Annotated in this window: 22 protein-coding genes; 21 read left to right on the forward strand and 1 reads right to left on the reverse strand. The window is 33.9% G+C overall.

Translation table 11 applies throughout. The features are described 5' to 3' along the window. The first annotated feature begins 7 nt into the window (after positions 1–7). Together RT99_RS11120 and RT99_RS11125 are read left to right on the forward strand one after the other, a co-directional pair. The gene (locus RT99_RS11120) at positions 8–1,693 is read left to right on the forward strand and encodes a sodium/sugar symporter (protein ID WP_042564818.1); all 1,686 of its coding nucleotides are present in this window, start codon (positions 8–10) and stop codon (positions 1,691–1,693) included. A 125-nt stretch (positions 1,694–1,818) separates the two neighbouring features. Beyond that, positions 1,819–2,157, forward strand: coding sequence for an L-rhamnose mutarotase (locus tag RT99_RS11125; protein ID WP_042564819.1), 339 nt, complete (start codon positions 1,819–1,821; stop codon positions 2,155–2,157). Between the two features lie 10 nt (positions 2,158–2,167). Here RT99_RS11125 and RT99_RS11130 read toward each other — a convergent pair whose 3' ends face one another. After that, positions 2,168–3,430, reverse strand: a complete 1,263-nt coding sequence (locus tag RT99_RS11130; protein ID WP_042564820.1) for an NAD(P)/FAD-dependent oxidoreductase — start codon at positions 3,428–3,430, stop codon at positions 2,168–2,170. Between the two features lie 101 nt (positions 3,431–3,531). Between RT99_RS11130 and hutH the strand changes: the two genes are divergently transcribed. The 19 genes from hutH to RT99_RS11230 all read left to right on the forward strand — a co-directional run bounded on the left by hutH (position 3,532) and on the right by RT99_RS11230 (position 20,884). Further along, positions 3,532–5,052, forward strand: coding sequence for a histidine ammonia-lyase (gene hutH, locus RT99_RS11135; protein WP_042564821.1), 1,521 nt, complete (start codon positions 3,532–3,534; stop codon positions 5,050–5,052). A 35-nt stretch (positions 5,053–5,087) separates the two neighbouring features. Then, positions 5,088–6,320 carry a WG repeat-containing protein gene (locus tag RT99_RS11140; protein WP_042564822.1) on the forward strand — a complete coding sequence of 411 codons (1,233 nt, stop codon included), beginning with the start codon at positions 5,088–5,090 and terminating at the stop codon, positions 6,318–6,320. A gap of 36 nt (positions 6,321–6,356) precedes the next feature. Continuing rightward, positions 6,357–7,088 (forward strand): 3-oxoacyl-ACP reductase FabG, encoded by a 732-nt coding sequence (gene fabG / locus RT99_RS11145; RefSeq protein ID WP_042564823.1) that lies wholly within the window; start codon positions 6,357–6,359, stop codon positions 7,086–7,088. A gap of 230 nt (positions 7,089–7,318) precedes the next feature. Further along, the gene (locus RT99_RS11150) at positions 7,319–8,542 is read left to right on the forward strand and encodes a beta-ketoacyl synthase (RefSeq protein ID WP_042564824.1); all 1,224 of its coding nucleotides are present in this window, start codon (positions 7,319–7,321) and stop codon (positions 8,540–8,542) included. Between the two features lie 4 nt (positions 8,543–8,546). After that, the gene (locus RT99_RS11155; protein ID WP_042564825.1) at positions 8,547–8,801 is read left to right on the forward strand and encodes an acyl carrier protein; all 255 of its coding nucleotides are present in this window, start codon (positions 8,547–8,549) and stop codon (positions 8,799–8,801) included. After that, entirely contained in the window at positions 8,801–9,685 is an 885-nt protein-coding gene (locus RT99_RS11160; protein ID WP_042564826.1) for a lipid A biosynthesis acyltransferase, read from the forward strand. Before RT99_RS11155 ends, RT99_RS11160 begins: the two co-directional genes overlap by 1 nt. 142 nt (positions 9,686–9,827) lie before the next feature. After that, positions 9,828–11,471, forward strand: coding sequence for an NAD(P)/FAD-dependent oxidoreductase (locus RT99_RS11165; protein ID WP_042564827.1), 1,644 nt, complete (start codon positions 9,828–9,830; stop codon positions 11,469–11,471). A 44-nt stretch (positions 11,472–11,515) separates the two neighbouring features. Beyond that, positions 11,516–12,418 carry a dialkylrecorsinol condensing enzyme DarA gene (locus RT99_RS11170; protein WP_042564828.1) on the forward strand — a complete coding sequence of 301 codons (903 nt, stop codon included), beginning with the start codon at positions 11,516–11,518 and terminating at the stop codon, positions 12,416–12,418. A gap of 16 nt (positions 12,419–12,434) precedes the next feature. Further along, a complete protein-coding gene (locus RT99_RS11175) occupies positions 12,435–13,568 on the forward strand; it encodes a beta-ketoacyl-ACP synthase III (RefSeq protein WP_042564829.1) in 1,134 nt (377 codons plus the stop codon). Beyond that, positions 13,568–13,999, forward strand: coding sequence for a hypothetical protein (locus RT99_RS11180; RefSeq protein ID WP_042564830.1), 432 nt, complete (start codon positions 13,568–13,570; stop codon positions 13,997–13,999). The genes RT99_RS11175 and RT99_RS11180 overlap by 1 nt, the downstream gene beginning before the upstream one ends. 7 nt (positions 14,000–14,006) lie before the next feature. Next, the gene (locus RT99_RS11185; RefSeq protein ID WP_042564831.1) at positions 14,007–14,468 is read left to right on the forward strand and encodes an ABC transporter permease; all 462 of its coding nucleotides are present in this window, start codon (positions 14,007–14,009) and stop codon (positions 14,466–14,468) included. 328 nt (positions 14,469–14,796) lie between these two features. Continuing rightward, complete coding sequence (locus RT99_RS11195) at positions 14,797–15,201, forward strand: hypothetical protein (RefSeq protein WP_042564833.1); 405 nt, start codon at positions 14,797–14,799, stop codon at positions 15,199–15,201. After that, complete coding sequence (locus RT99_RS11200; protein ID WP_042564834.1) at positions 15,201–16,199, forward strand: BtrH N-terminal domain-containing protein; 999 nt, start codon at positions 15,201–15,203, stop codon at positions 16,197–16,199. Before RT99_RS11195 ends, RT99_RS11200 begins: the two co-directional genes overlap by 1 nt. Before the next feature lie 60 nt (positions 16,200–16,259). Beyond that, positions 16,260–16,958, forward strand: a complete 699-nt coding sequence (locus tag RT99_RS11205; RefSeq protein WP_042564951.1) for an ABC transporter ATP-binding protein — start codon at positions 16,260–16,262, stop codon at positions 16,956–16,958. Then, the gene (locus tag RT99_RS11210) at positions 16,948–18,231 is read left to right on the forward strand and encodes an ABC transporter permease (protein WP_042564835.1); all 1,284 of its coding nucleotides are present in this window, start codon (positions 16,948–16,950) and stop codon (positions 18,229–18,231) included. Before RT99_RS11205 ends, RT99_RS11210 begins: the two co-directional genes overlap by 11 nt. Next, positions 18,206–18,655 carry a thioesterase family protein gene (locus tag RT99_RS11215; RefSeq protein ID WP_042564836.1) on the forward strand — a complete coding sequence of 150 codons (450 nt, stop codon included), beginning with the start codon at positions 18,206–18,208 and terminating at the stop codon, positions 18,653–18,655. Before RT99_RS11210 ends, RT99_RS11215 begins: the two co-directional genes overlap by 26 nt. Positions 18,656–18,763: 108 nt before the next feature. Further along, positions 18,764–19,903: a beta-ketoacyl synthase N-terminal-like domain-containing protein gene (locus RT99_RS11220; RefSeq protein WP_042564837.1), complete on the forward strand. Its 1,140-nt coding sequence runs from the start codon at positions 18,764–18,766 to the stop codon at positions 19,901–19,903. A gap of 106 nt (positions 19,904–20,009) precedes the next feature. Further along, positions 20,010–20,624: a hypothetical protein gene (locus RT99_RS11225; protein ID WP_042564838.1), complete on the forward strand. Its 615-nt coding sequence runs from the start codon at positions 20,010–20,012 to the stop codon at positions 20,622–20,624. Between the two features lie 2 nt (positions 20,625–20,626). Beyond that, positions 20,627–20,884 (forward strand): phosphopantetheine-binding protein, encoded by a 258-nt coding sequence (locus RT99_RS11230; RefSeq protein ID WP_042564839.1) that lies wholly within the window; start codon positions 20,627–20,629, stop codon positions 20,882–20,884. The last annotated feature ends 106 nt before the right edge of the window (positions 20,885–20,990 follow it).

The raw sequence follows: 20,990 nt of genomic DNA on the forward strand, positions 1-20,990 counted from the left end.
ACTAACAATGAACCAGAACCTTGCTTTCGCAGATTATGCGGTATTTATTATTTATTTCATCGTAGTCTCGGTCTACGGTTATACAATTTACCATAAACGTAAAAAAGACGAACAAGACGCTAAAGCTTATTTTTTGGCTGAAGGAAACTTAACCTGGTGGGCTATTGGAGCATCTTTAATCGCCTCAAATATTTCGGCAGAACAATTCATCGGAATGAGTGGTGAAGGTTTCTTTTTAGGAATTGCCGTTGCCGCTTATGAGTGGCTGGCTGCTGTTGCCTTAATTATCGTTGCCGTTTGGTTTATTCCTGTATATCTTAAAAATAAGATTTACACGATGCCACAATTTTTAAAAACACGTTATAACGAATCGACTGCATTGATTATGGCCGTTTTCTGGTTGTTTTTATATGTATTTGTAAACTTAACTTCCATATTATATTTAGGAGCTGTTGCTATTAATGGTCTTGCCGGAGGAGAATATCTTCACGTTATTATGGTTGGATTGGCTTTATTTGCATTGCTTATTTCTCTTGGAGGAATGAAAGTTGTAGCTTATACTGATGTTATTCAGGTGGCCGTTTTAATTATCGGAGGTTTGGTAACTTCTTATATCGCACTAATAACTGTTGGAGAAAAGTTAGGAATAAGTAGTAGCGCAATTGAAGGTTTCAAAGTTTTAATGAGAGAAGCTCCTGAGCATTTCAAGATGATAATCCCAAAACCAACTGCTACTTCATCTCAGCTTGAAATCGACAAATATTTAACTTTCCCGGGTTTGATGTCTTATGTTGCCGGTATCTGGATCATCAACTTAAACTATTGGGGATGTAACCAATACATTACGCAAAGAGCTCTTGGTGCCGATTTACAAACTGCACGTACAGGTATCTTATTTGCAGGTATGCTAAAATTATTAATGCCATTAATCGTAATGTTGCCTGGTATTGCTGCTTTCGTTTTATACCAAAACGGACATTTACCTCAATTGGTTGGAGGAAAAGACGGCGCTTATTCTGCTGTATTAACGTTCTTGCCAACAGGTTTAAAAGGACTTTCTGTTGCGGCTTTAACTGCTGCAATTGTAGCTTCATTGGCTGGAAAAGTAAACAGTATCTCTACAATTTATACATTAGATATTCATAAAAAATATATTCAAAAAGAAGCTGGCGAAAAACAACAGGTAAATATTGGTAGAATTGCCGTTTTTGCTGCAATGCTTTTGGCAGTATTATTTACATGGAATGATATTTTAGGAATTGGCGGTGTTGGTGGATTTACTTATATCCAAAAATACACCGGATTTATTAGCCCTGGAGTTTTTGCTATGTTCTTCCTTGGTATGTTCTGGAAAAGGACTACAGGAACTGCAGCTATTGTGGGTGTAATTTTAGGATTTGTTTTATCTGTGTTATTCAACGAATACGCTCCTGCTTTATTCGGAAACGAAACTTTACTATATACAGCTTATCCTAACGGAAAAGGTGCTTTCGAAATCCCGTTCCATATTTGTATGGGATTATCATTCTTCTTTACCATGTTGGCTATGATTGGAATTAGTTTCGCTGGTCCAAAAGTAAATCCTAAAGCGTTTGAAATTGACTCTGAAATGTTTAAAGTAAAACCACAAACTACAGTTTTAATCGTAATTACATTATTGATTATTGTGGCTTTGTATGTTAAATTCTGGTAGTATAATTTTTTACTATATTATTTTTTGAAGTATAAAAAGACTGTCCATAAACGACAGTCTTTTTTTTTGTAAATTACTCGTTCAGATACCTTATTTGAATAATCTAACTTTTCTACTTATATATTATGACCACACAAAAATTCTGTCTAGCCCTAGACCTAAAAGACGATCCTAATTTAATTGCCGAATATAAAACCCTGCACCAAAACATTTGGCCGGAAATAACAGAAAGCATCAAAAGTACAGGAATCTCTGTTCTTGACATTTACTGTACAGGAAACAGACTCTTTATGATTATTGAAGCCGACGCTGATTTTTCATTCGAAAAAAAATCAAAATCAGATGCTGAGAATACAAAAGTTCAGGAATGGGAAAACTTAATGTGGAAATTTCAGCAAGCTTTACCGTGGGCAAAACCGGGTGAGAAATGGGTTTTGATGGAAAAAATATTTGAGTTGAAATAAACAAAAAACCCTAGTTTACACTAGGGTTTTCATTTTGTTCTTTTTGCATATTCAGTAAATAGGCCATATTCTGGATCACATGATCATGTTTCTTAACAAACGGATTTTCTTCGTTCCAGACATAACCTGCGAGAACCGAACATATTTTCTCTTTTACTTCAGGGTTTTCCGGTTGATGGAAGAATAAAGTCTGAAGATTTCCGGTGTACCATTCTTTCACGTAAGTGGTAAAAACAGCAATTCCGCGCTTCATGTATTCTGTAAACTCAACTTCCCAATCAACTTCAATTCCTTGTGATTCTTTGATGTATAATTTTGCTGCCAGCATTCCGGATTCTGTCGCAAAAGCAACTCCTGATGAAAACACTGGGTCTAAAAATTCAGAACTGTTTCCTGTTAAGGCAAAACCATCGCCATACATTCTTTTTACCGCTCTCGAATAATTTTCCAGTTTTACCGGTTCAAACAAAAACTCTGTTCCTTTAAATCTTTTAATATAATAATCCGATTTTTGAATTGCATTTCTTAACGCTTCAGCATTATCTTTATTTTCTGAAAGCGAATTGATAAAATCTGTTGGTCCAACAACTCCCAAACTAGTATTTCCGTTAGAAAAAGGAATTACCCATAACCAAACTTCGGTTTCCAGAATATCAAATGAAATCTGAGTTCCTTCCTCGCCTTCCGGTCTGTTGATGTCTTTTACGTGTGTAAATATCGAAGAATGCGGATCTAATTTTGATGGCGTATCGAGATCTAAAAGTCTTGGTAAAACACGTCCGTATCCGCTGGAATCGATAATGAATTTAGCGTGAATTTCTTTTAAATTTCCGTCCTTATCTTTTACAATTGTTTTCGAATTTTTTCCTTCAAAAGAAACTTCCAGAACTTCTGTTTCAAATTCCAAATCTATTCCTTTTCTAATAACTTCCTGAGCCATTGTGTTGTCAAAATCAGCTCTTGGCACCTGCCATGTCCAATCCCAGCCTTCACCAAACTTCTGGCTAAAATCAAAAACACAAATTTCTTCTCCTCTGATAAAACGAGCTCCGAGTTTTTTTTCAAAATTCATTGCATCCAGGCATTCAAAAAGTTCTGCTTCCTCAAAATGATCCATTACTCTGGGAATAAGGCTTTCGCCAACAACCAGTCTTGGGAACTTTGTTTTTTCTACAACTTTTATCTTAATATTGTTTTTGTGTAGATAAGATGCCGAAACACATCCGGACGGTCCTGCACCTATTACTAAAACATCTACAAACTCCTTTATCATATTAAAAATGTTATCAATTATTAAACTACATTTGCCATCATCAAAATAACTACAATTATTTTGATAAATAAAATTAAATTAGCACAACCAAAAACAATTTAATGAATACAATTAATGAATATTTAAGTTTAGCAGAATTCGAGTCCATAATATTTGGAAATAACAAAGTTGTTGTGAGCGACGTTGTATTGAATCGAGTAAATGAAAGCTTTAATTTCCTGAAAGAATTTTCAGGAAACAAAGTTATTTATGGAGTGAATACTGGTTTTGGCCCAATGGCTCAATATCGAATTAAAGAATCAGATCAGATTCAGTTACAATATAATTTAATCAGAAGCCACTCATCAGGAACAGGAAAACCGTTAAGCCCGGTTTGTGCAAAAGCAGCAATTTTGGCGCGATTAAACACCTTATCATTAGGTAATTCAGGAGTTCACCCTTCTGTAATTCACTTAATGGCCGAATTAATTAACAGAGATATTACTCCGTTAATTTTTGAACACGGTGGTGTTGGAGCAAGTGGAGATTTAGTACAACTATCCCATTTAGCTTTAGTTTTAATTGGAGAAGGCGAAGTTTTTTATAAAGGAGACAGAAGACCGACTTCAGAAGTTTTTGAAATTGAAGGTTTAAAACCTATTCAGGTAGAAATCAGAGAAGGTCTTGCGTTAATTAACGGAACTTCTGTAATGACCGGAATTGGAGTTGTAAATGTGCATCATGCTAATAAATTATTAGACTGGTCATTAAAAGCTTCTTGCGCCATTAACGAATTGGTTCAGGCTTATGACGACCACTTTTCTGAAGAATTAAACCAAACTAAACGTCATAAAGGGCAACAGGAAGTGGCTGCAAAAATGAGAGCGAATCTTTCTGACAGTACTTTAATCCGTAAAAGAGAAGACCATTTATATTCTGGAGAAAATACCGAAGAAATTTTCAAGGAAAAAGTACAGGAATATTATTCATTGCGTTGTGTGCCTCAAATTTTAGGTCCCGTTTTGGAGACTATCAATAATGTAGCTTCTATTTTAGAAGACGAATTTAACTCGGCAAATGACAACCCGATTATCGACGTAAAAAACAAACACGTTTATCACGGAGGTAATTTCCACGGCGATTATATTTCGCTTGAAATGGATAAATTAAAAATTGTTATTACCAAATTAACGATGTTGGCAGAACGTCAGTTGAATTATTTGCTGAATTCAAAAATCAACGAAATCCTTCCTCCGTTTGTTAATTTAGGAACATTAGGATTTAATTTCGGAATGCAGGGAGTTCAATTTGTTGCAACTTCTACAACTGCCGAAAGCCAAATGTTATCAAACCCAATGTACGTTCATAGTATCCCAAACAACAATGACAATCAAGACATTGTAAGTATGGGTACCAACTCGGCAGTAATTACATCAAAAGTAATCGAGAATTCTTTTGAAGTTTTGGCTATCGAATTAATTACAATTGTTCAGGCGATTGATTATTTACAGCAAAAAGATAAAATTTCATCGGTTACCAAAAAATGGTATGACGATGTGCGAAAAATAATTCCTGTATTTAAGGAAGATCAGGTAATGTATCCGTTTGTTCAGCAAGTAAAAGATTATCTTATCAATAGTTAAGCGTTACTTTTTTATTAATATTGAATTTTAAAACCATGAAAAAACCACTTATTTTTTTGTTGCTATTCGTTATTCAATTTGTTAATAGTCAGGAATTGGCATTAGTTAAAAAGAATTCAAAAATTGGATATATTTCTAAAGATGGATCTTTTAAAATAGAACCTCAATACAAATCTGCAAAAAGCTTTTCTGATGGTTTAGCTGCTGTCGAAAATGGTGGAAAATGGGGATTTATTGATACCAAAGGAAGCTGGGTAATTCCTGCATCTTTTGAAAATGCCAAAGATTTTAACAGTGGAGTTGCTATCGTGCAAAAAGAGAAGGAATGGGTTTATATCAATACAAAAGGAGAAATTCTTAAAGCGCCTGCTTCCGAAAAATTATTTGATTTTAATAACGGTGTTGCCTTTATAAAACAAGCCAATAAAATTGGATTAATCAATTCAAAAATGGCCGTTGTTTTAGAACCAAAATACGATCAGATAAAACCTTTTGAAAATGGTTTTGCCAGAGTTGAAAACAATAAAAAATGGGGAATCATTAATGCTTCCGGTAAGGAACTAATAGAACCTTCGTATGACGAAATAGGAAACTATTTTAAAAATACAACCTGGGCAAGAAAAGATAAGACGTTTGGAATTGTAAGTTCCGGAAATTTTATTGCTGTTGATGGTGCCGAAAAAATCTGGGACTTTGAAACACAAGATCTGACTTATGCCAAAAAGAACGGTAAAATTGGATTCATTGACCTTAAAGGAAATTGGGTAATTACTCCTATTTATGATAAAGCAAAAGCATTCTCTAAAAATTTAGCTCCGGTTTGTGTGGGGTCTAAATGGGGATATATAAACCCAAAAGCAGAATTTGTTATTCCGCCAACTTATAGTGATGCAGAAGTTTTCAGTTCAAACGGACTGGCTCCTATAAAAGAAAAAAATTGGGGTTTTATCAATGAAACAGGAAAATTAGTTATTCCAACACAATATGGTATTACTTCAAACGGATTCGTCATTGCTCTGTTTGTACAACAAGACAAAGGATTTATTGATGGTCTTGCCAGAGTAAAAAACGAAGGAAAATGGGGGTTTCTTAAACCAGATGGAACTGTAGTGGGCAATCAATGGTTTGAAAATGCTGAATTATTTTCTAAAACAGCAGAAAAAAATACCCCAAACGAAGTCGTTACTGAAAAAGCGAAACCGGAGACAAAAGCAGAAACAAAACCAGCTAAAGCAGGATCAAAACCAGCAACTAAAAAGAAAAAATAACACATTTGTGTTCTATAAAAAATAAAATTTACATCAATGAAATGTGTATTAGTAACGGGTGGTTCAAGAGGAATTGGAAGTGCTATTTGCAAAAAATTAGCGGTTGAATCCAACTATCATATTCTGATTAATTATCATTCGAACAAAACTGCTGCAGAAGAAACTTTGCAGGAAATTCAAAAATTAGGAGCAACCGGAGAAATCTTAGGTTTTGATGTTTCTAATTTTGAACAAGTACAAGCAACTTTAACGCAATGGCAGGAAGCGAATCCTGAAGCCATCGTTGAAGCCATTGTAAACAATGCCGGAATTACAAAAGATGGCCTTTTTATGTGGATGACTCCCGAAGACTGGAACGGCGTTGTAAACACAAGTCTTAACGGATTTTTTAATGTTACGCAGTTTTTTATTCAAAAAATGCTGCGCAATAAATATGGCCGAATTGTAAATATGGTTTCTGTTTCGGGAGTAAAAGGTACTGCCGGGCAAACCAATTATTCGGCGGCAAAAGGGGCTATTGTTGCAGCTACAAAAGCACTTGCCCAGGAAGTTGCAAAACGTAACATTACTGTTAATGCAGTTGCGCCGGGTTTTATACGAACTGACATGACGAGCCAATTAGACGAAAAAGAATTACTAAAACTAATTCCCGTAAATCGTTTTGGCGAAGCCGAAGAAGTCGCAGATTTGGTAAGCTTTTTGATTTCAAAAAAATCAAGCTATATTACCGGAGAAATTATTAACATCAACGGAGGAATATATTCTTAGAAATATTATATTTCTCCCATGTTTACCAAGTTATTTTAAGTTTTTTTCCTTTAACACCGAAAATTGCTCGCAAAGACGCTAAGTCGCAAAGTTTTATTAAAAAACTTAAATAAAGAAAACCCTTAGCGTTTTTGCGAGATTAAAAAAATTAAAGAATAGATTAAAAAAAACTTTGGTGACTTTGTTTAAAAAATATACTTAAGGATTAAAAAATTACTTATAAAAAGACCATGAATAAGAGAGTTGTAATTACCGGAATGGGAATTTATTCCTGTATAGGTACTTCTTTAGATGAAGTAAAGGAGTCTTTATATAACGGAAAATCTGGTATTCAGTTTGATTCTGAAAGAAAAGAATTTGGTTTTCAATCAGCCTTAACGGGTATGGTGCCTAAAACCGATTTAAAATCTTTATTGACCAGAAGACAACGTATGAGTATTGGTGAAGAAACCGAATATGCGTACATGGCTACCATCGAAGCATTAAAAAATGCCAATATTGATGATGCTTTTTTTGACGATCGCGAAGTGGGTATTATGTACGGAAATGATAGTGTTTCAAAAGCCATTATCGATGCTACAGATATTGTTCGTGAGAAAAAAGATACAGCCCTAATTGGTTCTGGTGCAATTTTTAAATCAATGAATTCTACGGTAACGATGAATTTGTCTACGATTTTTAAACTTCGTGGTATTAATCTTACCATAAGTGCCGCTTGTGCAAGTGGTTCCCATTCTATTGGACTGGCTTATTTTTTAATAAAAAGCGGTTTTCAGGATATTATTATTTGCGGAGGCGCACAGGAAATCAACAAATATGCCATGTGCAGTTTTGATGGTTTAGGTGTTTTTTCTGCAAGAGAAGGCGAACCCCAAAAAGCGTCAAGACCTTTTGATGCTGATCGCGACGGATTAATCCCGAGTGGTGGAGGTGCAACGTTAATATTAGAAAGCTACGAATCGGCAATTGCACGTGGTGCAACGATTATTGCAGAAGTTGCCGGTTACGGTTTCTCTTCAAACGGCGGTCATATTTCGACTCCAAATGTTGAAGGCCCTGCAACTGCTATGCAAAGAGCGCTTGATGATGCACAATTAAAAGCTGGCGATATCGATTATATCAATGCGCATGCGACTTCGACACCTGTTGGAGACAGCAATGAAGCAAAAGCTATTTTTGAAGTTTTTGGCGAAAGCAATCCTTATGTAAGCTCAACAAAATCAATGACCGGTCACGAATGCTGGATGGCCGGAGCAAGCGAAATTATCTATTCGACATTGATGATGCAGCACGATTTTATAGCTCCCAATATCAATTTGGAAAATACAGACGAAGACTCTGCTAAATTAAATTTAGTTAAAACTACGTTAAATAGAAAAATTGATATATTTTTGTCGAATTCCTTCGGATTTGGAGGAACCAATTCTGCACTGGTAGTTAAAAAGTTTAAATGAAGCGATGAATAAAGAAGAAATAATAAAAAAAATTAATGGTTTTTTGGTTGATGAATTTGAAGTAGACAATGATGACATTGAACCAGACGCAAATTTAAAAGATACACTAGGGTTAGATAGTTTAGACTATGTTGATTTAGTTGTTTCTATTGAAGCGACCTTTGGTGTAAAATTAGTTGAAGCTGATTTTGTTGGAATTTCCTCTTTTCAAACTTTCTACGACCTTATAGAAAACAAACTAAAAGCTAAAGCTGTTTAATGAGTCAATGGGATGGCAAATCAAAAGGAACAGTTTTAGGCTATAAAATATTCGTTTTTTTAATACAAAAAGCGGGTGTCAAGTCCGCTTATGTATTACTTTATTTTGTTGCCTCTTATTACTTTTTGTTCTTAAAGAAAAGCAACAGGGCAATTTCTTATTATTTTAAAGAAAGGCTGCAATATTCCAATTTCAAATCTAAAAAAATGGTTTTCAAAAGTTATTACACTTTTGGGCAAACTATTATTGATAAAATTTCTATTTCGGCAGGAATGCGAAATAAATTTACCTACGAATTTGACGGAATCGAAATTTTAAAAAATCTTTTGGCAGAAAAAAAAGGCGGCGTTTTGATTAGCGCGCACATTGGAAATTTTGAAATCGCCGAACATTTTTTAGGTGATATCGACATCGATTTTCAAATTAATCTGGTCACTACAGATTTAGAACATTCTGCTATAAAGAATTATCTGGAAAGTGTTACTCAAAAACCTACCGTAAAATTCATCATTATCAGAGAAGATTTATCCCATATTTTTGAAATCAATGCTGCTTTGGCCAATAATGAATTGGTTTGTTTTACCGGCGATCGTTATTTTGAAGGAACAAAATCACTATCAGAAAAAATATTAGGGGAAGAAGCTAATTTCCCGGCAGGTCCGTTTTTAATTGCGTCGCGCTTAAAAGTTCCGGTTGTTTTTGTTTATGTAATGAAAGAGCCCAACTTACACTATCATTTATATGCACGCGAGGCCGTTGTAAAACATCGTGACGAAAAAGCACTTTTAAAATCATATATTGAAAGTGTAGAATCTATGCTTCAAAAATATCCGTTGCAATGGTTCAATTATTTTGATTTCTGGAATCAGTTAAAGTCAAAGTAAACAATTGCTATTTAACCGCAAAGTTCGCAAAGCTTTGTATTGATTTAGCTTAGCGGTAATTACGCCAAACAATTTTTAATTTTTAATTCTCAATTTTTAATTAAAAAGTCATTCTTTCATCCTTAAACGCTTAAAACAGAATATGCAGGAATTTGACACAATTATCATCGGTTCAGGAGTTGGAGGATTAGCAACTGCAATATGTCTGGCAAGAGCAGGACAAAAAGTTTTAGTGCTCGAACAGCATTACGTTCCTGGTGGCTGGAGTCATAGTTTTACATTAAATGGTCAGCGTTTTAGTCCGGGTGTTCACTATGTAGGATTGATGGAAGAAGGTCAATCTACCAATGAATTATATCGCGGTTTAGGAATTGCCAACGACATGGTTTTTTTTCGAATGAACAAAAATGCCTATGAACATTGTTTAATTGGAGATGAAATTTTTGACTTACCGGCAGGAATAGACAATCTTAAAAAAACACTTACTTCTCATTTTCCGCACGAAGAAAAAAACATAAACGAATATCTTACCGTTGTTCAAAAAGTAGCGTATGAACTGCAGTTGATTCCGAAATTAAAAGGTTTCTGGCAAAATATTACAGTTCCATTCCGAACCAAACATTTTGGAAAATTTGCTTTATTTCCCCTAAAAAAAGTAATTGGCTGGCATGTAAAAGATGCGAAGTTAAAATCTGTTCTCAATATTCAATGCGGCGATCATGGACTTCCTCCAAATAGAGCCTGTTTCCCTGTTCATTGTTCTGTAATGAACCATTATTTTGATGGTGGTTTTTATCCAATGGGCGGCGGTGGCGGTATCGTTAAAGCCATGACAAATGGAATAAAAAGACATAACGGAGAAGTAAGGGTAAAACAAAATGTCAATAAAATTTTAATCGAAAATAAAAAAGCCTTTGGCGTTGAGCTTGAAAACGGCGAAAGAATTTTTGCAAAAAATATTGTCTCAAATGCTGATCCCAGCATCACTTACCTAAATTTAATTGACAAGGAACATTTAAGCAAATCACTGATTAAGAAATTAGAGAAAACAAAATATTCTGTTACGTCTTTAATTTTATTTTTAACATTAGATATAGATGTTACTCAATTTCAAATAGATTCCGGAAATATCTGGATGATGAAAGACGAACATGACGACGAGAATTTTGAAAATTTAATGAGCAATAATATTGACGAAGGAGATTCATTTCCTGCTGTTTTTATAAGTTGTACAACACTTAAAGATCCTGCCAGTTATAACGGAAGATATCATAATTTTGAAATTGTTACTTATGTAAATTACGATCATTTAAAAGATTTTAACGGTTTACAAGATTATCATAACGAAGAGTATAAAATTTTCAAGGAAAAAATCACTAATAAATTGATGAATAATGTCGAGAAGATCATTCCGAATGCAAAACAGCATATTATTCAGGCAGAATTAGGAACTCCAAAAACAAATGAATTTTACATTAATTCGACAAAAGGAAATGTTTACGGAACCGAAAAAACCTTAAATCAGGTTGGTCCTTTTGCTTATAAAAACAAAACCGAAATAGAGCATTTATTTCTTTGCGGTTCGTGTACTTTATCTCACGGCGTTGCAGGCGCTTCGTACTCTGGCGTTGCAGCTGCTGCAGCCATTTTAGAATGCACTTCAGACGATTTATTAATTGAAGATGAAAACCAAAAAATCAGAATTTATGATGCCGAAGATCCTGCTTCATGGCCGGATTGGGTTCATACAAAACGAAGCGATAAAATCAGGAAATTTGTCTCATAAAATTAATTACTTTTGCAACTAAACCAAAAAGCCACCAATCTAAAATGAAAAATGTTCTTGTTGTTTATTACTCCCAATCTGGACAACTGGAAGAAATTGCACGAAATATTGCAAAACCCTTCTTAAATTCAGAAGATATAAAAGTAACATTTCACGAAATCCAACTAGAAAAACCCTTCCCTTTTCCATGGGACAAGGATTCTTTTTTTGATGCTTTTCCGGAATCTTTTCTTCAAATTCCAAGAGAACTAAAACCAATACCAGAAGAAATTCTAAATACAAAATTTGACCTGGTTCTTTTTCATTATCAGGTTTGGTATTTGTCACCATCTATTCCAATAAACTCATTTCTAAAAAGTGCCGATGGAAAAAAGATATTAAGCGATACGCCGGTTATTACCATTAGCGGTTCTCGTAATATGTGGATTATGGCACAGGAAAAAATTAAAGTTTTACTAAAAGAAGCCAACGCACAATTAGTAGGAAATGTAGCTTTGGTTGACAGAGTTGGAAACCTGATTAGTGTTATTACTATTGTCGAATGGATGTTCTCGGGAGTAAAGAAAAAATATCTCGGAATTTTCCCACTACCGGGAGTTTCAGAAAAAGACATACAGGAATCGGAAAAATTTGGAAAAGTGATGCTTTCTGAGTTTCAACAAGACAATCTTAAGAATTTACAGCCAAAATTAACAGGAATAGGTGCGGTAAAAATTAGCTCGTATCTTGTAACTGTTGACAAAACAGCGAATAAAATTTTTAATAAATGGTCAAATCTGATTTATAAAAATAAAAATAACAGAAAACTGCTTCTTAAAGTATTTAATGTTTATTTATTCCTCGCGATATGGTTAATCTCACCAATAGTGTATATATTGCACCTTATTACATACCCCATTAAGTTAAAAACCATAAAAAAAGAAACTCAATATTATAAAGGAGTTTAGAAGACGAAAGTAGATTATGTTTGAAGTATATATTACCAAAGCCGCAAAATTTTTGCCAAACGAAGCTGTTTCAAATGATGAAATGGAAAGTTATTTAGGTCTTATTAATGATACCGCTTCTAAAGCAAGACGTATTATTTTACGCAATAATAAAATTTTAAGCCGCCATTACGCTGTAGACAAAACGGGAAAAAGCACACACAGCAATGCCGAATTAACACGTAATGCAATTGTGCAGTTATTTGATGAAAATTTCACAGCTCAGGATTTAGAAGTGCTTTCTTGTGGAACCTCAACACCAGATATTTTCCTTCCGTCACACGCCGCAATGGTTCATGGTTTACTTCAAAATAAATCGGTAGAATTAAACTCATCAACAGGAGTTTGTTGCGCCGGAATGAATTCGTTAAAATTTGGTTTTCTGTCTGTAAGATCAGGAAATTCTAAAAATGCTGTTTGTACAGGATCAGAAAAAGTTTCGACCTGGCTAATTGCTAAAAAATACAGTCAGGAAGTAAGCAATTTAAAAAACCTTGAAGAGCAGCCTATTATTGCTTTCAAAAAAGATTTTTTACGTTGGATGTTATCAGACGGAGCAGGAGCTTTTTTATTGGAAAATAAACCAAGCGGAGACATTTCCCTAAAAATCGAATGGATGGAAGCTTTTTCATACGCATTTGAATTAGAGACTTGTATGTATGCCGGTGGAGATAAATTAGAAAACGGCGAAATTAAATCGTGGAGCGATTATGAGCCGGAAGAATTACTGAACGAATCTGTTTTTGCCATCAAACAAGACGTAAAATTATTGGACGAATTTATACTTTCAAAAGGAGCTGAGAGTATGTATGATGCCATGACTAAAAATAATATTACATCAGATCAGGTTGACTATTTTATTCCGCACGTTTCATCTAACTTTTTTGTCGAAGGATTAAAAAAAGGATTAAGCGAAAAAGGAATTGGAATGGCTGACAAGAAATGGTTTATGAACCTTTCAAGAGTAGGAAATGTAGGTTCTGCCTCTATTTATTTGGCTGTAGAAGAATTGATGAATTCTGGAAAACTAAAAAAAGGCGATCGTATTCTTTTATCTGTTCCTGAAAGTGGAAGATTTTCTTTTGCCTATGCTTATTTAACCGTTTGTTAATGGAAAGAACTTTACTTTTAGAAAAAAATGCCGTCGAAAATTTACTGCCTCAAAAGTTTCCTTTTGTTATGGTAGATAAAATGTATTCTTTTACAGAAACTTCATTGGTTTCGGGATTACAGATTCAAAATGACAATATTTTTTTTGATAATAATACTTTTTTAGAAGCTGGTTTAATTGAACACATGGCGCAATCTGTGGCTTTACATACAGGTTACGAATATTTTTTAAGAAATGAAATTGCTCCAACGGGATACATTGGATCTATTAAAGACATTGAAATAAAAAAATTACCCGAAATAAACGATACAATTCAGTCAACCGTAACTATTTTGCAGGAATTTGGCGGAATTACTTTGGTTGATATCGTTACGACTTTAAACAATGAAGAAATCGCTAAAGGGCAAATGAAAACCGTTTTAGCCAAATAATATAAGTATGAATATTGCTGCTGTCGACATTCAGAACTATTTACCACACCGGGCACCGCTGCTTATGGTGGATTTAATTTTGGAAATTGAATCAGATTTTGTAGAAACCATATTTTTGATCAAAGACGACAATATTTTTGTTGATAAAGGTATTTTTATTGAAGCCGGTTTAATCGAAAACACAGCACAAACCTGTTCGTCAATTGTAGGTAAAAAATATTTTTTTGAAGAAGACGGAACCGAAAATGAAAATGTAAACGTTCTTGGTTTTATCAGCGCAATCAAAAATTTAAAAATACACGAATTGCCAAAAGTGGGCGATACCATTATAACTAAAGCAAATTTGGTTTCGAAATTCGTAGGCGAAGATTATACTTTATGTACGATGAGCTGCGAGAGTTTATCAGACGATAAAAAGCTTTTAGAATGCGAAATTAATTTGTTCATTCAAAAAACAATGTCGGTGTAAATGATTTCTAAAAAGATCATTTTTCATCTGTTAATCAGAATTGGAATTTTGATTTTCCTGACAGGATTGGTTTTTTTGTTTTGGTATTTTACCTTTGATCCTCATAAATTTTGTGACGAAAACGGACATAAACATGTTGATGGAGGTTTGGGGGTTTTTATTTTATTGTTCATAGTTATAGTAGTATTTTATTTAGGGCTAATAATAGAAATGTTTTATTTATTTGAAAAAAAAGAAGGGAATTTAGCTTTAACAAATCTGATCTTTTTAATGATTAGTTTATGCTTGGTATTACCTTTTTGTATCACATAAATTAAATTGTAATGATATGGAAAAAGAAAAAGTACCGCAGGACAAAAGCAACTTAACTAAAAACAACGTTAAAGAACTTTTGTATGCAACCGATGAAAACGGAAACTATACTACAACTTTAAGTACTGGCTGGGAACCAAAAACAATTGCACTTTCCAACTCTATTGACGATATAAACGAACGAATCGCCGAAGCAAAAATGCAGGTCGAAACCGGCGAAGCCAGTCCGATTTGTTATTATATGGAACTTAACAAAATGGATTTGACTATTTTGGCAAGTTACGTTGGACTTTGGAAATGGCGTGTAAAAAGACATTTTAAACCCGAAGTTTTTGCCAAATTAAACGATAAAATTTTAAAAAAATATGCCGATGCTTTTGACATTTCGGTAGCAGAATTAAAAAATATTAAAACAGACTAATGCAAGTTAATTTCACACATCATCAATCTGCTCATTGCGAAAACGGAGTAGCTTCGAATTTGTTAAAAAACAACGGCCTTAACATTAGTGAACCGATGGTTTTTGGTATTGGTTCCGGACTTTTTTTTGTGTATTTGCCTTTTATAAAAGTAAATCATGCGCCGGCAATTAGTTACAGAACTTTGCCTGGACAAATTTTTAATAAACTGGCAAGTCGTTTAAACTTAAAAATTAAGAGACAAAAATTTTCATCGACAACAAATGCAAACAAAGCATTGGATGAAAATTTAAAAAATAATATTCCAACCGGATTACAAGTTGGTGTGTATCATTTAAGTTATTTTCCTGATGAATACCGCTTTCATTTTAACGCACACAATCTAGTCGTTTACGGAAAAACCGAAACCGATTATTTAGTGAGCGATCCTGTTATGGAAACCGTTACCACACTTACGCACGATGAACTTGATAAAGTACGTTTCGCCAAAGGTGCCTTTGCGCCAAGAGGACAAATGTATTATCCAATTCACATTCCGAAAGACGTTGATTTGAAAAGCGCGATCATTAAAGGAATCAAAAATACCTGTCGCGATATGCTGGCACCAATGCCAATTGTTGGTGTACGCGGAATTAAATTTGTATCGAAACAAATTAGAAAATGGCCTGTAAAACACGGAACCAAAAAAGCCAATCATTATCTAGCACAAATGGTTCGTATGCAGGAAGAAATAGGAACAGGAGGCGGTGGTTTCCGTTTTATATATGCTGCTTTTTTACAGGAAGCATCGGTTATTTTAAATAATGAAGAATTGAAAACGCTGTCAAAAGAAATGACTTTAATTGGAGATTCATGGCGTGATTTTGCTGTTGAAGCTTCTCGTATTTACAAAAACCGAAGTGCAAAAGAAGATGCTTACAACACCATCGCTGATGAACTTTTGGACATTGCCAATCGTGAAGAAATCTTTTTCAAAAAACTAAAACAAGCCATAAGCTAATATATTTTGCAGTCAATAATTAAAATAGAATCTCTTTCGAAAAAGTACAAAAATGCAGAAATGTATTCTTTGAACGAAGTCTCATTGCATATAAATGAAGGCAGTATTTTTGGTTTGTTAGGCCCAAATGGTGCCGGAAAAACCACTTTAATTTCTATGCTTTGCGGATTGGTAAAACCAACTTCAGGACATTTTACAATTGATGGTTTAAACTACACTGACGATTCTTCACAAATAAAAAAAATCATTGGCGTTGTTCCTCAGGAATATGCTTTATATCCGACTTTGACGGCCAGGGAAAATTTACATTATTTTGGAAGTATGTACGGCTTAAAAGGTTCTGATTTAAAAGATAAAGTAGTAGAAACTTTAGACCTTTTAGGATTATTAAAGTTCGCAGACAAACGAATCGAAACTTTTTCGGGCGGAATGAAACGAAGAGTTAATTTGATTGCCGGAATTCTGCACAATCCAAAAGTTTTATTTTTAGATGAACCAACCGTTGGTGTTGACGTTCAATCGAAAAATGCTATTATAGATTATTTGAAATTATTAAACCAAAACGGAACAACCATTATTTATACCTCACATCATTTGGCTGAAGCCGAAGATTTTTGCACCAATATCGCCATTTTAGACCGAGGCAAAATTTATGCACAAGGCACACCTTCGAGCTTAATTTCTTCTACTGAAAAAGCAAGAAACCTTGAAGAAGTTTTTATTTCATTAACCGGTAAAGACTTTAGAGATGAGCTATAAAATTTGGATGTCTGTAGTAAAAGAATTCTTGTTGTTAAGACGGGATTTAGGAGGTTTAATTATTCTGTTTGTGATGCCGCTGGTGCTTGTTATCACCGTTACATTGATACAAGACAGTACTTTTAAAACCGTAAGCGATTCAAAAATTGAAATTTTACTAATCGATAATGATAAAGGCGATGTTTCTAAAACTGTTTTTGAAAATCTTGAAAAGAGCAGTTTGTTTACTGTCGTAACGCAAATCGACAATCAGCCTATTACAGAAGAGATTGCTAAAGAAGCTGTTTACAGAGGAAAATATAAACTTGCCATTGTAATTCCTTCAAAATTAAGCGTTGATTTACAAGCCAAAATTGATCAGAATGTAGACAACATTTTGAGCAATATGGGTTTAACCGATAGTGTTGCAAAACCTGCTACTCCAAAAATAATCAAAGAAAAAGAAGTAAAACTCTATTTTGATCCGGCGGTTCAGTTAAGTTTTAAAAATGCAGTAATGAGTTCGATTGATAAAATGATTTCTCAAATCGAATCAAAATCAATTTACAAAACATTTCAAAATCAATTGGGAGAAGGAAATGCCGATTTCGAACAAAAAAGTTTTATCTCCTTCAAAGAAATAATTCCAACAATAAACAACAAAGAAGTTCGTCCAAATTCGGTGCAACATAACGTTCCGGCCTGGACTCTTTTTGCCATATTTTTTATTGTAATTCCGTTGTCTATTAATATAGTAAAAGAAAAAACACAAGGAACATTTGTTCGTTTAAGAACCAATCCGTCTTCTAATTTTATTGTGATTATCGGAAAAACGATTACCTATTCCGCCATTTGTATGATCCAGTTTTATATGATGGTTGCTGTGGCAGTTTTTCTATTTCCTCATATTGGTTTGCCGTCATTAAACATCGAAGGTCATTTATTTTTAATGAGTATTGTGGCTTTATTTTCAGGATTTGCAGCAATTGGTTTCGGGATTTTATTAGGAACTGTTGCCAGCACGCAAGAACAATCTGCTCCTTTTGGCGCAACAAGTGTTATCATTTTAGCTGCTATTGGCGGTGTTTGGGTCCCTGTTTTTGCAATGCCAAAAATCATGCAGATCGTTGCCAAATCTTCACCAATGAATTGGGCATTAGAAGCTTTTTATGATGTTTTATTACGCAACATCTCTTTCTTAGAAATCATACAAAAAATAAGTTTATTGTTTTTGTTTTTTATTATCACAACATCCATCGCATTATTTTATGACAAAAAGAAAAGAACAGTATAACGAAGCCACTTCCCTAACCGTTTCTCACGAAATCAGAATTCGTTTTAACGAAACTGATCCGCTTGGAATCGTTTGGCACGGCAATTATATTACCTATTTTGAAGATGGACGTGAAGCATTTGGGCGCGAACACGGACTTACATATCTTGATATTGCAGAAACCGGTTACACTACTCCAATCGTAAAATCAAAATGCGAACATAAATTATCTTTGCGATACGGCGATGTTGTAACAATCGAAACTACGGTTGTTGATACGCCCGCTGCAAAAATGATTTATCGTTTTAAAATTATTGATGCAAAAGGAGACGTTGCCTGTACTGGAGAAACGGTTCAGGTATTTTTAGATAAAGATGGAAATTTAATGTTGACGAATCCTGAGTTTTACGAAAACTGGAAACGAAAAGTTGGATTATTAAAATAAAAATACGGATTACACTAATTTTCACGAATTAAGAAATAAAAAAATCTGTGTAAATCTGTTTAATCCGCACAATCTGTGGCTAATTTTAAGCCAGGAAAAAAAGAGAAAATGATAAGAGAAATATACATCACCGAAACCAATTGTATCACACCTTTAGGATTTGATGTTGAATCAAACGTTGAAGCTATTTTGCGTGGCGAATCCGGAATTCAATTACACGGCGATGTTTCTTTAATGCCAAATTCATTTTACGCGTCTATTATTTCTACCGAAAAAATAAATAGTGCTTTTGAAAAAATAAGCACTGACAAAAAATATTCCCGCTTAGAAAAAATGATGATTTTGGCTTTAGAGCCGATTATCAAAAATTCAGGAGTTGAATTAAATTCAAAAACCGCTTTTATACTTTCAACTACAAAAGGAAATGTTACGGCATTAAAAGAAGATTTTGAAGAAAGTTTTAATAATGCACATTTAGATGTTTTGGCAAAAAATGTTGCTGATTTCTTCGGATTCAAAACACAGCCAATTGTAGTTTCAAACGCTTGTGTTTCTGGAATTTTAGCCGTTTCCATTGCCAAAAGAATGATTCAGTCTGAATTGTACGACAACATTTTTGTTGTTGCCGGCGACGAAGTTTCTGAGTTTGTTTTATCGGGATTTAATGCTTTCCAGGCGATGAGTGATTTGCCTTGTAAACCATATTCTAAAAACAGAACCGGCGTAAGTTTAGGCGAAGCAACGGCTGCAGTTTTAATTTCGGCGGAAGCCAAAGACGCTAAAATAAAAGTTATTGGAGACAGTTCGATAAATGATGCCAATCATATCTCGGGTCCGTCAAGAACAGGCGAAGGTTTGTTTAGAAGTATTCACAATGCTTTGAAAGAAGCTCAAATTGATGCCGATAAATTAGATTATATTTCAGCTCACGGAACGGCAACACCGTTTAACGATGAAATGGAAGCGATTGCATTAAGTCGTTTAAATTTACAAAATGCTCCCATAAATAGTTTAAAAGGATTTTACGGTCATACATTAGGCGCTTCGGGATTATTAGAAACCGTAATTGCCATTGAATCCGCGAATAAAAATATGCTTTTTGAATCGAAAGGTTTTGATGAAATCGGCGTAAGCGAAACAATCAATGTTATTGAGAAAAATGAAGAGGCAACTATCAATTATTTCCTGAAAACAGCTTCTGGTTTTGGAGGTTGTAATACGGCTGTGGTTTTTGAAAAAGTGAAATAAAACACGAATTTCACTAATTTTCACGAATTTCATTTTTTGAGTTTGTGAAATTTAAAACATATTTTAAATCTGTGCCAATTCGTGGAATTAGTGTTAAATAAAAACAATGACTCAAAATACCTACATACAATCCTACATCTCCATCCAAAACAACGAAATTGTTTTGAACGGAACTTCTGTATTCAAAATAGAACCAACAGATTTTGCTGATTTCTCTAAACAAGCGTATCGTAATTTTGATATGCAATATCCGAAGTTTTTTAAAATGGATGCTTTGAGCAAACTGGCTTTTTTAGGATCTGAATTGCTTTTGAGTCCGATTATTTCATCTGATAAAGAAAATAATATCGCTTTGGTTTTGGCCAATAAATCGTCGAGTTTAGATACAGATGTTAAGTATCAGGAATCTATTTCTGATAAAGAAAACTATTTTCCGAGTCCGGCGGTTTTCGTTTATACGCTGCCAAATATTTGTCTGGGCGAAATAAGTATTCGTCATCAGCTGAAAAGTGAAAATTCTTTCTTTATATTTGAGGCCTTCAATCCTGAATTTATGTCGAATTATTCCAACATTCTGCTGAATTCAAACAAGGCAGAAACAGTGCTTTGCGGCTGGGTTGAATTTTTTAATGACAATTATAAAGCATTTCTTTGCACCATTAGTAAAGAAGAAAACGAAAAATATAAAAACGAAACTATCAATACATTATATAATAAATAATCATGGAAGCATTAAAAGAAGAATTAAAAAACAAAATCATTACTACTCTTAACCTTGAAGATATTGCAATTGAAGATATTGCTGATAACGATCCTTTGTTTGGAGACGGTTTAGGTTTAGACTCGATTGATGCGCTTGAATTAATCGTGATTTTAGATAAAGATTATGGTATTAAATTGGTTGACCCGAAAGAAGGAAAAACCATTTTTCAATCTATAGAAAGTATGGCTGCTTATATTAGCGCTAACAGAACTAAATAGTATTGTAGATTTTAGACTTTAGATTTCTTAAAGCGAAATATTCAAAATCTAATGGGTTTCATTTTTTTGCAAACCTAAACAATAGTCTAAATTTAAAATTCAGGAA

Source organism: Flavobacterium sp. MEB061 (assembly GCF_000834715.1).
Classification (GTDB): Bacteria; Bacteroidota; Bacteroidia; order Flavobacteriales; family Flavobacteriaceae; genus Flavobacterium; species Flavobacterium pectinovorum.